This window comes from Lysinibacillus sp. JNUCC 51 (assembly GCF_015999525.1).
Taxonomy (GTDB): Bacteria; Bacillota; Bacilli; order Bacillales_A; family Planococcaceae; genus Lysinibacillus; species Lysinibacillus xylanilyticus.
In genome coordinates this window covers 4,241,606-4,256,514 of the sequence record NZ_CP065545.1, presented here as the reverse complement: position 1 = coordinate 4,256,514, position 14,909 = coordinate 4,241,606, and the positions used below count along the sequence as shown (strand labels likewise).

Sequence of the window (14,909 nt, the reverse complement as noted above, 5' to 3'; positions counted from 1 at the left end):
GGCATTGTACTTTAATTGAACATCGTTACCATCTGAAAGATTGCCGCAAAAAACCAAACATATGCACTTGTTTTTCTTATAATTTTTATAAATCATATTTTTGAAAAATGCATCTTATTCATAAAACGGCTAAATAAATCCCTTCGATCTAAAAAATCAGGCACTTTTGTTATACTGAACTGCTCCCTGTCAAGTAGACAGTGGAAATAATAAAAATGCTTTAAGCGGCTTGAGTCCTGAATTCTAAAGGACTCAAGCCGTTTAATGTTTCTTGATAACGTTCGTTGTTATAGAATTCGATGTACGTATCAATGGCGTGTTTTAATGCCTCAAACGTCTCAAACTTATGTAAATAATACTTTTCTACTTTCAGTGTCCCCCAAAACGCTTCAATTGGCCCATTATCGATGCAACGGCCGACTCTCGACATACTATGTGTTAGTTTTGCCTTCTTCATAATTCGCTTAAATTCTTTAGATGTATATTGATACCCACGATCACTATGTAAAAGCGGAAACTCATCTTTTGACAGTTGACGAATAGCTGGTCTTACCGTCTCAAAAACAAGGTCATTATTGTTTGAATGACCTAATACGTAACTCACAATGGACTTATCATAAAGATCGATAATCGCACTTAAATAAGCCTTCTTACCGTTACCATACTTGAACTCCGTCACATCTGTACACCATTTCTGATTCGGCTTTTCGGCTGTAAACATACGTGCTAACACGTTTTCTGCTACGTAATCCGGTTTCACCTTTCGGTACTTTTTCGGACGACGGCGAATCACCGCCTCTAAACCACAAATTTGCATTAGACGATGAATACGCTTCTTATTCACTTTCGCTAAGTTTTCTTTTTCACGTTGGCGGTTAATAGTCATTGCGATACGGCGGTAGCCATAAATGCCATCTATTTGTGTATATAAGTGTTGGATAGACGCCATTAGCTGTTGGTTCTCCAATTCCCGTGCTGAGGGTTGACGATTGAGCCATTTGTAATAAGCTGCACGGGATACCTTGGCGATTTTACATAATAAAATAATCGATAAGTTTTCATGCTTCGCTAGCTCTTGGATCGCGAAATAAAGGCTTTGAATCCGAACTTTACTTAACGATACCTCCTTTCGATTTCCTCTAACTTTTTTAGTAGTAAATTTTCTGCACGTAATCGTTCATTTTCGCGCTCCATCTGTTGAATTTTTAAGCGTAATTCATCTTCTGGTGTGCGTTCTTCTGCTGGTTTTGTACGACCTCGTTGATCTTGAAGGGCCTTTTCCCCATCTTGTTCAAACTTACGTACCCATTGATACACCTGTTGATAAGATACCTCATATTGTGCTGCTGTCTCTTGATAATTCTTCGCGTTTGCTAGGCAGGCTTTGACGATTTCAATGCGTTCTACTACGGTTGTTTTTCTTCCTTTAGTCATAGTTTGGCTCATTCCTTTACCCGAATCTTTTAATTCACTATGACTAGTATAGGTTTTTAACCATGATTTGAACAACGACCAACTGCTAATTTCATATGTTGAGAGGATTTCGTACATTGAATACTTTTTTGTTAAGTAGTCTGCTACTGCTCGTTCTTTTAGTTCTTTGGAGTAAAACTTATTTTTCTTAGCTGGCGTTAATGCTTCAATTCCCCCGGTTTTAAATTTAGTACGCCAGCTTTTAAATGTGTAAGTCGAAATAGCGTACTTTTCACAAATTTCTCGAATAGAATAAAGCTCTTCCTCTACATATTGAAGAGCTAACAATTTCATTTCAGGTGTTATTAGTTGTTTCGTCATAAAAAAACTCCCCATTTAATAAACAGATTTTATTTTTTAATCTGTCTACCTAATGGGGAGCATATCATACATCTTTATATATCAATTCATACAGTCTTTTAGAAACCTTTTTCGAAAGTCTTTTAGCGTTATATTAAATTCTGATTTAACAACTTTTCTAGCAGCCTCTTTAATTCCATTAATCACAAGAATATATTTCAAAAAAATTTATTTCTAGCATTGTAAAAACGACTTTAGCATAAGCTAAAGCCGTTGAACTAATCATTGAAGATGTTAATATACAGCCAGACTAAAAATCCATAAACGTATCGTGTTCCATATAATAATTTAGTCCCAGTATAAAGTCATTAATTGAAGCTTGTTTTTTCTGGTGTAAGACATTCATTAACACATCTTCAAATTGTTGTCCGTCATAAAAGAATTCTAATGATTCATTAATTACAAAATCAGGGTATACTTCTTCGTCATCATCAGTAATGATTGGATTGAGATCCAAATAACAAATTAGGTCTGGACTCGCAATTTCTTCATCTTCTTTAGTATACAAACAAAAGTTAGTATTTTTAAAACCATTTTTTTCAATATCCTTTGAAATAACATTGATTATCTGACTTAATTTATATGGTTTTCCGAACTCTATATTTTCCATAAAAATCCTCCTTTACTTTTTGCATTTAATCTTACCAGTTGCACCATCTAACTTTCCTTTTCTACCCGGCTTTCCTCCTCCCCAAATGTCACGACCTCCAGCTCCAGTTGGATGATATAATTTATGATTATTAGCGTGATCAGCGCGGTCCACAAGTGCAAGCCTTCTTGTATCTTCATGATGATGCCATGTAAGATCTACTGGACTTGATCCCATATCAGGGTTTTTCAACCAATCATGTAGTGCAGGATATCGACCCAGCATATCACGTCGGAAAACTGGATCACTATTGAGTTCATTAATAAATGCTTTATTTGCCCTATTAAACTGAACTTTATCACTTGAATATTGGTGTTTAGGGTCTAACATAAAATCATAAAATATATGATATTTACCATTATTAGGGCGTGTAGCTAATCCTAATGGATCAATCATAGTATTCGGATCATTTGTATATCCATACAGTGTCGGATTATTCCCCGCTAGTCCTATCGGATCTTGTTGCACATACGTTCCCTCAATAGGAGAGTAGTAACGGAATCGGTTGTAATACAATCCAGTTTCCTCATCCTCATACTGCCCCTGGTATCTGAACGGAATAAAGTCACATTCACCAGTAAACTCCTTCACCCGACCATAAACATCAAGTTGAGCTGACCAAACCTGATTACCTTGTCCATCATATGCTTTTACAGGTGTTCCAAGACAATCACTAATAATGCTGTAGTTACCTTCATTCGTGATTTTAGCAGACGGTACGAACCCATCGTTAAATACCCATGTGACTAGATTGTCTGGTATTTCAGACTTGTTCTGTGAAGAATACTCCTCTAGGTTTTCAAATCCCCCTGAATCTTCCTCCGAGAAATACTCATGTAGAATAGTATTCCCATCCCAGACGAAATTCATAGTTTTATCATCAGAACTCTTCTCAATTCGTCTACCTAGCGAATCATACTTGAAAGTAACTTCTGTGTTGTCTGGCCTGATCACTTTCGCCATCATGCCATTGCCATAGTATTCGTACGTCCACGTATCACCGTTCTTCTCAAGTTTCTGATTCAGATTACCTTCATCATCATAAGTGAAAGTTGCCTCTCTCGTTTCAAGCAATCTACTTCCTGCACCATAGATGCGATCTGTTTTTTCTTTCGTTTCATACAAATTCCCGACATCGTCGACACTTCGGTGTAAGAAGTCAAATTGACCGCCTTGATTGGACCAGACAAGGTTACTGAATTCATCGTAACCATAGGTAACTTTTACACCCGTTAACTCATTAACCATGCTTCGTAAGCGATGATTGACGTCCCAATTATACGCGCGTCTTCGTGTATCGCGGTTTTGACTACTTATTCGGTGGTGTGTTGGTCTACCCGTCGTATCATACTGCCATTTGCTGATGACATCTCCTGGTAAGACTCTTTCAATCTCTTGACCAAGTTCATTGTACTGCATTGATGCTGTCCAATGTTCTTGCTCTGAGCGAGATGCTGTAATTTGTGACACATTGCCCATCTCATTACGAGCGACATCAATTTTTGCTCCTAAGCTACTCGTAATCTGTGAACGATTGCCTAATTCATCGTAGGAACTCGCAATCCAATGGTCATTCTGCCACTCCTCTATCACTTGTCCAGATGAGTCTCGCTCCAGCTTTACTTTCACATGCTCATTTTCAGTCTCCATCAACAAACCATTTTTGTCATAGCCAAACGTTTCCCAGGTGTCATCATAATAATCAGCTCGAATAATATTCCCTAGACCATCATGTTGATACGCTGTCCAACGATCACCCGGTCGTTGAATTCTCTGAACCAATCCAGCCAAACTTCGTTCATACGTTCTTGTAAGCTCATCAAAGCCAATTTCCTTGATGATATTACCTTTCGTATCACGTTCAAACTGATACACTTCTCCTTTTTCATTTATGACAGCGGTTAACTGCTCCTCTGTATCATAAGTGAATTTGACTTTCTTCCCGCCTTGTTCTCGAGATAGTAAACTTCCAAGAATGCTGTAATCAAAGGCTACTTGTGTATGATTATCTTTCGCAAACACAACATCATCATAGGCATCATACTTCAATTGAACGTCGTTACCATCTGATAGATTCGCCCGTACTAGACGATTCAAGTTATCATAACGGAACTTCTCTGTGGCCCCTAGCGGATTGGTCGTTGATGTACAGTTACCACGACGGTCATATGTCCATGCGGAACTCGTTCCGTCTGGTAATGTCACTTGACTCAAATTCAGATCAGCATCATAAGATAAGCTTACCACATGGCCTTGCGCATTTGTCACACTTTTAATTAAATATTGCTCATTATAGGAAAATTCTGTTTTCATTCCATCTTCTAAAATATTTGCTTGCAATGTGCTATCTTCATTATAAATCCATTGACGACTTCCGCCCTCTGCGTTAACTGCCTGAACCAGCCTATCCTTCTCATCATACTTTGAAGATAAGATACTGCCATCTGCACGAGTAATGGTCACTGGATTTGCCCACTCATCATAGCTAAATGTCGTCACACGACCATCTTCATCAACTGTTTGAAGTAATTCAAAGTCATCATTATATTGATAACTGACTTCACTACCATCTGGATGTACAATTTTTGTACAGAGATTATCTTCATTAAAATAATAATAACTCTTATGGCCTAAGCTATTCGTAATTTCGTTATAGCCCTCATGATAAGAAAGCTCCCCTGCAAGGACATTGCCATCTCCCCATGTTTTGATTACTCGTGCACCTGTAGTTGGGCCATCATAGCGCCAGAAGAAGCTATTTTTATTACGATCTGTTTTTTGCATCATTAAGTGATTAACATATTTAATATGCGTACTTTGCCCTAACGCATCTTGGATTTCGATTAAATCTTGTCCATCATTGTAATCATAGCGAACTAAAACTTCACGACTCATCTGGTTGCGTAAGGCTACTTCTGTCATTCTGCCTACCTCATTGGTTGTAACTTCGAGCACTCTACCCACACTGTCCGTTACTTGAGATAGGAACCCTTTAAGGTTATAGGCAAATTGAATATGATGCTCTTGTTCATTTTTTACTTCTTTTAATCGATATGTTGTTTCTGTTGATTGTTCAAATACATAAATCAATCGTGTATCATGCTCAAATAGATGATATTCCTCGCCTGTATTTGTTAAGGTCATTCTTTCTCTTTTGTTAAAATACGGCAAGTTTATTGGTAAAATTGGAAATCCTACTGCGCGACCATCCGTTACTACAATCCCAATCAGGTCATCTTCTTCAAAAATCTCTAAGGCTAGATCGTATGTAAAGTGCATACCATGACCTGTTAAGCCAATGCGACTACTATCACTGTACCAAGCGCGTTCCCATGAAAGGGGGATAGGTCCAGGTAATTCAAAGTCGACGCCTTCATAAATCATACGTCCTGTGATTAAATCAACGGGCTCAAAACCTCTTTTACAGAATTTTTTACTTAACCCTTGTGTACAATTAAACTTCTTTAATACCCCATGATTAAATTTCGTTAGCCCAGTTTTGGCCATAGCTTTCATTGCGCCTACTGCCTTCGATGCAGCGAGCAATTCATCCATCGACGAAATAACTTTATCTGCGGCAGTCTTCACAGCCTTAGATGCTTTGTTAGCTAGTTCCGCTAGTCCCTTTACTGCATCTAACGTTTTAGATATTTTCGGATAAGCTGCCTTCATCCCTTTTGCTAAAGCTTTTGAAGCATCTATTGCCTTATCAGCACCTTTTGCAGCATCAGCAGCTTTATCTAAGAGTTTTGCCCCTTTTTTGACCTTGTAGGCTCCCTTGGCGGCATCACCAACTAACGGGACCGCACCTACTAAGTTCATGGCTGCATCCATGTAATTCCCTCTTGCCAAGCTAATTCCTGCATTCGCAATATCTGCAAATGTACCTATAACAGGAATAAATCCAGCAACATCCAGTGCTGCACTTACGCCATCTACTAAACTACTAAACCAGCCTTTCTTCTCTTTCTTCTCTTCTGCCTTTTGCGGGAAGATTAAGTCAACTTTACTCATTGCTTCGATTGCTTCTTCATTTAGCTTCGGTGGCTGGCTTTGCTTCTCTTTACCTTCTTGATCAATGAGCGTACTAATTAATTGTGTGTCAGCGGCCATAATCACATGACTTTGTTCCTTCGCTGATATAGCAATCCATTCTTCCGCCTCTACGGCTAGCTCTTTCATTCCACTAATTTCGAGAGTTTCATCGGCCGCTAGAATGATGGTGCTGTTACTTTGAAATGTTACGCCGTCTCCATCATCCATCTTTAAATCCAAGACACCATCTACTGCACTAAAGGTAATATCTCCAACACCTAATGTCACATCTTTCCCAACATTGGTCGCCAATGATTTAACAGTAGTATCCGCCATTTTCTTCATCTGCTTTTGTCCGCCCTCTGGCGTGGCTGGACTAACACGCACCGAGCTGATTACGATGGCTTCTTCTTCAACTGCACTTGGAAAATGCAATTGAGCACGTGCACCTATTTGGGGCATTAAATACATAACGCCATTGGCATCTGCTGAATATGCAAACCAATGTGCTTTTGCTTGATCCTGGCTTTTATCTATATCTAAGTGAATTTTAACGGTGTTTTGCGTAACATCAATGATCTTTCCTGTAAATGCTGCACCAATGAGATCTAAATTACGTACTAATCGCTGACGAATACTTTTCTCTGGTTGGGCAGTATATTGAAACTTCAACACACCTTCATCAAGATGGGTTTCCCTAGCCGTTACGATATAGGAGCTTCCCTTGAATTGCACCAATGTGCCCAACTCATGGGGCTCCGTGCTTTCAAACTCACAAAAAGTATAATCGGCTTCACTCACATCAGTACCATCATTTTCAGTAATCAATCGATATGCATCGACGTCCATACGTAATATTGATGGCAGATGGTCGATCGTTATGCTTTTCCTACTTTGAGGTGTCCCAAGCCAGAATCGAGCACCTTTTCCTTTTAAATCTGGAAAAACAACGGCGTGCAAACGGGAGGCCATTCTTTTAATAAATTCCCAATCTGTTTCTAAGTATTGAATCGCGATACTACCAATGGCTTGGCCGTTAGAAGCTTGGTCGATGTAATCCCCGTTAGGATAGGCTTTCACGATGTTATTTATTAATTGCACATACGTCATATTGGCATCTTGAAAAGAACGTGAGCGCTTCGCAATATCCATATTTGCTGTAAATGATACAGCCTCAACGGAGACATAGTGTACCCCTTGTGATGCCTGCAACTCTGCATTTTCAATTCTTCCTGAGAACAATATGGCACTGTCTCGTCCAAATTTCACAACCACTTCATCTGTATGATTGACCCGCTGAATATACTTTTGCGCTTGCTCTTCAGCGATCATTCCTGTAAAGTACAATCTCGCATGGTCATTGCCCTTATGTTTGATAGTTAGTTTATCTAAATGAATAAGCGGATAAGGCCATTCGAGCACAAGATCCTCATACGTACTAACCATGTGTACTTCCTTTTCTTCTAGCGATTTCATTACTTACCTCCTTTCAATCAACTTCGTCTTTTCTTGTAAGTTAAATTCCAACATGCCGTAAGCAATGGGTTTCCAAATATTCATCTCTTTTTTCACACAATTAACCGAACCCATCGTCATTTCTCGCCTACCTAAAACAAAAACATTAAATTATAAATCTTGTTATCTAGTACTGGCGTCATGAAAACAAATAACCAATTTGTACACCGTTAACTTCATTAATGCCAATATCCAACATTTTCGCAGTTGGCTGTGTTTTTTGAAATATATTCATCATGGACTGTGTGATATCTTTTACTTCTTCTGCTTTTATCTGTTGTTCCATGATTTTCAACATGACGTAGATTTTTTGTGTTTGTATAGATATAATCGGTATCTACGACTAGATAGATATTTTTTATCTATTATTCAGGTTCCAAACACGTCAAATTTTGAAGGTATACATCCGGATTTTAATCCTCATAAAAACTAATTTCTGTAAACTCATATGTAATAATTAGGGTTCGATGTTCTCCATTCATTCCTTTTGCCTTACATGTCTCTTCATCCATGAAATTCATTGTGTTCTATCCTTTGTTTCAATTTGTATTATTCTTTCTATCTCATAACCTTTTATTTTTTACTTTCCTATTAAATACTATCGCTAAATTTTGTTTTTTAATTCAGCAATACCCCAAAATTAATTAAATACGGAATTAAAACCATTAATTGGTTATTTTTCTTCATAAATATGCTAATAAACCATAGATAAAAAGTCAACATCCATACGAACCATTATTCAGAATAGACCAAAAATACTGTGTATTAAGGAAATTTGAATTTTAGTAGTTAGATATACTGAGTGAGAGATGTTAAAGTGAAACTTTAAACATTAGGTACAAGAAATATAATTAATCGTCAAACTAAGATTACATTCGTGATGGGGAGAATAGTTATAGTTGTAAAATATTATTATACTATGGTGAAAGGTATGCTATCGTAAATGGTAATAAAATTTAAAGTAGGCAAATAAATGTAAACACCAATATGTACATTTTTGCTTGTTTAAAGGTGAATAACTCACTTGTTTTCAGAGTTTAAATGATACTTTAAACTGTTTGAATCATCGACGATTGTGACAACGCTAGCGTGATGTAATAGGCGATCTATTATCGCATTCGATAACTCTGGTTCAGGGAAAATTTCATTCCATGATTTGTAAAGGTCTTTTTTATTTCTCTCCATATATACTGCGTATACATTTCTATTTCATCTTGCATGCTAACTACCAGTTCTCTTTGCTTCTTCTTAAGTATTGTCCAATCTAAGCTGCAACTTAATGAGCCTCGCCCCTCTTAAACTCCCATAAGCAAACCCCACAGGGCAATTTCACCTTATGGGGTACACTTCTGTTAATTTATTAAACACTCGGTTCTCTATAAATTAGGTTGCCCTATTCATCATAGTTAAAAATCAGTTGATGGGGAGTACATATTAAATCTCTCCCACCTCATATGTAAACATAGGTTTACATTCACTTTACAAACTTCCTCAATTAACTTACTTTCTTGAACTCTTCTGTTACCAGTAGTCCAGATGTATATTTCACCCTTGTAATTTTCTATAGTATACCATCGATTCCAATTAACATCGTTATATGGAAATACTATTACTTTTGGATCCATAATTACATCTTTATATTTTTCATTAGACTTAAGGAAAGAGAATATCTTCTCGATTACCAAATCTATTTTTCATTATCTTCAAGAACTATTCTGTATTCAATACCCATTTTATCTATACCCATCTCTATGATTCCTTCCTCTTACGACAGGCAAGTCTTTTGGTTATAACCACTATCACCAGACAGAAAAAGCAGACCCTGACTTAAAAAAACCTACGTAAAAAAGGATATTGTATCTCTTCAAACGTAGGTTCTAAAATTATATTTTCTCGGAAATATTACTATTAATTATGAAGTTCATCAAATACTACTCACAAAGATTTTCCTTACACCTTTAGGTTTTGATAAATTCAGCCCAGCCATAACTAATCACCTCATCTTCAGTTGGAAAATCATATTTTGCATATGTGTTAAATGGCAAACATTGTTCCTGAGTTATTTCATATGGACTTTTCCATTCAGACTCACATTCTTTACAACATAAATACAGACTTGATGTTTGAATATCTTTTACAATTATAACCCAGCCTTGGTCACACAATGGGCACCAATCAACTTTATATTCATTTATCATTTTACTCTCTTCTTTCATCATTAGTTATTTTGAAGGAAATGCGGTAACAATTTTATTTGTTCCACCTTCTGTAATAATCGTAACATTATTTAAAACATCACCTGATCCTCTAAATCCACCTTCCAATCCAGCTTCTGGAGAAGGAATTACATATTTATCATTCCCGTTCGGTTGAGTAACAGGGGTTCCTTTATTTGTCCAAGCATCATTAGTTTGAGTAAAACCATCCTCCGAAAATACGCCGTGCTTCGGTTTAGTTAAATCATCAACGTTATGTAGTTCTACATGCTGTTGAGTAGTGTAACCATCGTGCCTTGTTCGGCTCCAATCTGGCTTGTCAATCTCACATTCATTTAATCCAAAAGGATCGATCATTCTATTTGGATCTTTTACATAGCCATACAAAGTGGGATTTCCACCAGCAAGTCCAATCGGATCTATTTGAGTATAATTGCCTTGTTCGGGGTCGTAGTATCGGAATCTATTATAATACAATCCTATTTCTTCATCTTCATACTGACCTTGATAACGGAATGGTATAAAGTCTTTCTCACCTGTAAATTCTTTCACTCGTCCATATATATCAAGCTCAGCTGACCAAACCTTATTACCTTTTTCATCAAAGGCTTCTACAGGAGTTCCTAAATAGTCACTAATAATACTGTAATTACCTTCATTCGTAATTTTAGCTGTTGGAACGAACTCATCATTAAACACCCATGTAATTAGATTATCTGGTATTTCGGAATTAGTCTGTGAAGAATTCTTAACTAGGTTTTCAAATTCATCTGAATTTTTCTCCGAGAAATATTCATGTAGAATCTTATTCCCATCCCATACGAATTTCAATATCTTTTCGTTTGAACTCTTCTCTATTCGTCTACCTATCGAGTCATATTTGAAAGTAACTTCTGCGTTGTCTGGTTTGATGACTTTCGCCATCATGCCTTTCCCGTTATACTCGTACTTCCACGTATCACCATTCTTCTCAACTTTCTGAATCAGATTACCTTCATCATCATAAGAAAATGTTGCATCTCTCGTTTCAAGCAATCTGCTTCCCGGACCATAGACACGATCTGTCTTTTCTTTCGTTTCATACAAATTCCCGACATCATCGACACTGCGGTGTAAGAAGTCAAATTGACCGCCTTGATTGGACCAGACTAAGTTACTGAATTCATCGTAACCATAGGTAACTTTTACACCGGTTAACTCATTTACCATGCTTCGTAATCGATGATTGACGTCCCAATTATATACGCGTCTTCGTGTGTCACGATTTTGGCTATTTATTCGATGGTGTGTCGGTCTACCAGTTACGTCATATTGCCATTTGCTGATGACTTCCCCTGGTAAGATTCTTTCAATCTCTTGACCAAGTTCATTGTACTGCATTGATGCTGTCCAATTTTCTTGCTCTAAACGAGAAGCTGTGATTTGCGACACATTCCCCATTTCATTGCGAGCAACATCAATTTTTGCGCCTAGGCTACTCGTAATCTGTGAACGATTGCCTAATTGATCATAACTACTCGCGATCCAATGGTCATTCTGCCACTCCTTGGTCACTTGTCCAGATGGGTCTCGATCCAGCTTTACTTTCACATGCTCATTTTCAGTCTCAATTAAAGAACCATTTTTGTCATAGCCAAACGTTTCCCAAGTGTTATCATAATAATCAGCTCGGATAACATTTCCTAGACCATCATGCTGATACGATGTCCAACGATCACCTGGACGTTGAATCCTCTGAACTAATCCTGCCAGACTTCGTTCATACGTTCTTTCCATCTCATCAAAGCCTATTTCCTTGATAACATTCCCTTTCGTATCGCGTTCAAACTGATACGCTTCGCCTTTTTCATTGATGACAGCGGTTAACTGCTCTTCTGTATCATAGGTGAATTTGACTTTCTTCCCACCTTGTTCTCGAGACATTAAGCTGCCGAGAATGGTGTAATCAAAAGCTACCTGCGTATGGTTATCTTTCGCAAAAACAACATCATCATAGGCATCGTACTTTAATTGAACGTCGTTACCATCCGAAAGGTTTGCCCGTACAAGACGATTTAAGTTGTCATAACGGAATTTCTCTGTGGCCCCTAGCGGATTTGTCGATGTTGTGCAGTTACCACGACGGTCATACGTCCAAGTTGAACTTGTTCCGTCTGGCAATGTTACTTGACTCAAGTTCAGATCAGCATCATAAGCTAAGCTTACCATATGGCCTTGTGCATTTGTTACCTCTTTAATTAAATATTGTTCATTATATGAAAATTCAGTCTTCGTACCATCTTCTAAAATATTAGCCTGTAATGTCCCATTTTCGTTATAAATCCACTGACGACTTCCACCCTCTGCGTTTACTACCTGAATTAGCCTATCCTTCTCATCATACTGTGAAGATAAGGTACTGCCATCTGCAAGAGTAATCGTTACTGGATTTGCCCATTCATCATAGCTATATGCCGTGGCACGACCATCTTCATCTACTGCTTGCAGTAATTCAAAGTCCCCATTATATTCATAGCTAACTTCACTACCATCTGGGTGAACAATTTTCGTACAGAGATTATCTTCGTTGAAATGGTAATAACTCTTATGACCTAAGCTATTCGTAATTTCGTTATAACCCTCGTGATATGCAAGCTCCCCTGCAAGGACATTGCCATCTCCCCATGTTTTGATGACTCTTGCACCTGTAGTTGGGCCATCATAGCGCCAGAAGAAGCTATTTTTATTGCGATCCGTTTTTTGCATCATTAAGTGATTAACATAATTAATATGCGTACTTTGCCCTAATGCATCTTGGATTTCGATTAAATCTTGTCCATCATTGTAAACATAACGAACTAAGACTTCACGGCTCATCTGGTTGCGTAAAGCAACCTCTGTCATTCTGCCTACCTCATTGGTTGTAACCTCAAGCACTCTACCAACACTGTCGGTTACTTGAGATAGGAACCCTTTAAGGTTATAGGCAAATTGAATATGATGGTCTTGCTCATTTTTTACTTCTTTTAATCGGTATTTTGTTTCTGTTGTTTGTTCAAATACATAAATCAATCGTGTATCATGCTCAAATAGATGATATTCCTCGCCTGTATTTGTTAAGGTCATTCTTTCTCGTTTGTTAAAATACGGCAAGTTTATTGGTAAAATTGGAAACCCTACTGCGCGACCATCCGTCACAACAATCCCTATCAGGTCTTCTTCTTCAAAAATCTCTAAGGCTAGATCGTATGTAAAGTGCATACCATGACCTGTTATGCCAATGCGACTACTATCACTGTACCAAGCGCGTTCCCATGAAAGAGGGATCGGTCCAGGCAGTTCAAAGTCGGCACCTTCATAGATCATACGTCCGGTAAATGTATCAACAGGATCTGAACATGTATGAATGGATTATGGAAATTTGAGTTTTAGTTGTTAGATATACTGTGGGAGAAAAGGGTAAAATGAAACTTTAATCCTTTGGTACATGAAATGTAAATAGCTTTAAACTATGATTACATTCGTGTTGGAAAGAATAGTTTTAGTTGTATGTTTCTACGATGGTGAAGGTATGCTACAGTTAGTGGTAATAAAATTTAAGTATGCATATAAATGTCAACACCATTATGTACATTTTTGCTTGTTTATGGATGAATAAAACCACTCGTTTTACAGAGTTTAAATGATACTTTAATCTGTATGAATCATAGACGATTGTGACAACGCTAGTGATGTAATGAGCAATCTATTATCGCATTCGTTAACTTTGGTTCAAGGAAAATTTATTAGATAGTTCTATTTCATTAGGATTATATTTCTTTAATTTGTATTTTTCTATTAAATCATTTTCTAATTTAAATAAATCCTTATCTGTTAAGGGTTCGGATTATGGATAAAGCAAAAAAGAGTAGCAATAAAATCCAATTCAAAGGATTTATGCTACTCTTTTGATTTAGGTACAGTGTTACAAACGAAACCAGCGTTTTTCTTTACTTTAGAAAAACATTTAACTATTAAAGTAAATACTCTTTTAATCTAAACAATAATTCAATTAATTTTTTATTGTATTTAAGCCGTATACAAGCAGCTCACATTCCCACAAAAGAATTGTGTTGGTTTTGATACTATGTGATGTAGTATAAATATTATTTTTGTAAATTTGTAATAAATAATTAAATATCTCTTATAAAAAAAGGAAATCATATTCTTCTTTCTGTATGTTTAAAAACTTTTTCAAACTTCTATTAATTATAGAAAGTCCTAGATGTGATTTAGAATTCAAAAAAAATTCAAGCATTTTTCAGTATCTAAAATTGTAACATGAACTCCAAATCCATTATCGATTAAAATTACATCATGACCTTTTTCCAAGTATGAAGTTACTCTTTCTTTAATCCATGCAATCAGATGTTCTTTATAACATCTATTATCTTTTCGCTCATTTGGTAAACTATATGTTTTATATACGTACTCGGTTTCTCTGTCCTCATTTTCAGTATACTCATTAGATAATAATATTTTTTTAAATTTAATCCCAGGGGCTTTTTCGTATTTATTTTTTATTAAATGTCTTTGTAGTTTTTCACTTAAATCCATAGTTTTTCACTACCCTTTACATTTGATCTCTAATGATGATCCGCACCTTTGGGATCATCTATTGCATATCTATTCTCTTGGTTTTT

The 14,909-nt window shown here is 36.8% G+C and carries 8 protein-coding genes; all 8 read right to left on the bottom strand.

What is annotated here, in order from left to right:
• Positions 1-220: 220 nt before the first annotated feature.
• Positions 221-1,794 (bottom strand): IS3 family transposase gene (locus JNUCC51_RS20515; protein ID WP_337988355.1). Its coding sequence is split into 2 segments (ribosomal slippage): positions 221-1,152 and positions 1,152-1,794, totalling 1,575 coding nucleotides; the frame shifts between segments, so codons are not numbered across the junction.
• Positions 1,795-2,083: 289 nt separating this feature from the next.
• Complete coding sequence (locus tag JNUCC51_RS20510) at positions 2,084-2,443, bottom strand: DUF7716 domain-containing protein (protein WP_337989525.1); 360 nt, start codon at positions 2,441-2,443, stop codon at positions 2,084-2,086.
• Between the two features lie 12 nt (positions 2,444-2,455).
• A complete protein-coding gene (locus tag JNUCC51_RS20505; RefSeq protein WP_337989524.1) occupies positions 2,456-7,993 on the bottom strand; it encodes a DUF6531 domain-containing protein in 5,538 nt (1,845 codons plus the stop codon).
• A gap of 178 nt (positions 7,994-8,171) precedes the next feature.
• Entirely contained in the window at positions 8,172-8,318 is a 147-nt protein-coding gene (locus tag JNUCC51_RS20500; RefSeq protein WP_337989523.1) for a hypothetical protein, read from the bottom strand.
• 734 nt (positions 8,319-9,052) lie between these two features.
• Positions 9,053-9,217, bottom strand: a complete 165-nt coding sequence (locus tag JNUCC51_RS20495; RefSeq protein ID WP_197144222.1) for an ATP-binding protein — start codon at positions 9,215-9,217, stop codon at positions 9,053-9,055.
• A gap of 773 nt (positions 9,218-9,990) precedes the next feature.
• Positions 9,991-10,230 (bottom strand): hypothetical protein, encoded by a 240-nt coding sequence (locus tag JNUCC51_RS20490; RefSeq protein WP_197229940.1) that lies wholly within the window; start codon positions 10,228-10,230, stop codon positions 9,991-9,993.
• Positions 10,231-10,254: 24 nt separating this feature from the next.
• A complete protein-coding gene (locus tag JNUCC51_RS20485; RefSeq protein WP_337989522.1) occupies positions 10,255-13,593 on the bottom strand; it encodes an RHS repeat-associated core domain-containing protein in 3,339 nt (1,112 codons plus the stop codon).
• A 912-nt stretch (positions 13,594-14,505) separates the two neighbouring features.
• Positions 14,506-14,823: a hypothetical protein gene (locus JNUCC51_RS20480; RefSeq protein WP_337989521.1), complete on the bottom strand. Its 318-nt coding sequence runs from the start codon at positions 14,821-14,823 to the stop codon at positions 14,506-14,508.
• Between the last annotated feature and the right edge of the window lie 86 nt (positions 14,824-14,909).

Coding starts and splice junctions, on each gene's coding strand:
- JNUCC51_RS20500 (WP_337989523.1), bottom strand. CDS start 8,318: ATGGAACAACAGATAAAAGCAGAAGAAGTAAAAGATATCACACAGTCC.
- JNUCC51_RS20510 (WP_337989525.1), bottom strand. CDS start 2,443: ATGGAAAATATAGAGTTCGGAAAACCATATAAATTAAGTCAGATAATC.
- JNUCC51_RS20490 (WP_197229940.1), bottom strand. CDS start 10,230: ATGATAAATGAATATAAAGTTGATTGGTGCCCATTGTGTGACCAAGGC.
- JNUCC51_RS20485 (WP_337989522.1), bottom strand. CDS start 13,593: ATGATCTATGAAGGTGCCGACTTTGAACTGCCTGGACCGATCCCTCTT.
- JNUCC51_RS20480 (WP_337989521.1), bottom strand. CDS start 14,823: ATGGATTTAAGTGAAAAACTACAAAGACATTTAATAAAAAATAAATAC.
- JNUCC51_RS20505 (WP_337989524.1), bottom strand. CDS start 7,993: ATGAAATCGCTAGAAGAAAAGGAAGTACACATGGTTAGTACGTATGAG.
- JNUCC51_RS20495 (WP_197144222.1), bottom strand. CDS start 9,217: ATGGAGAGAAATAAAAAAGACCTTTACAAATCATGGAATGAAATTTTC.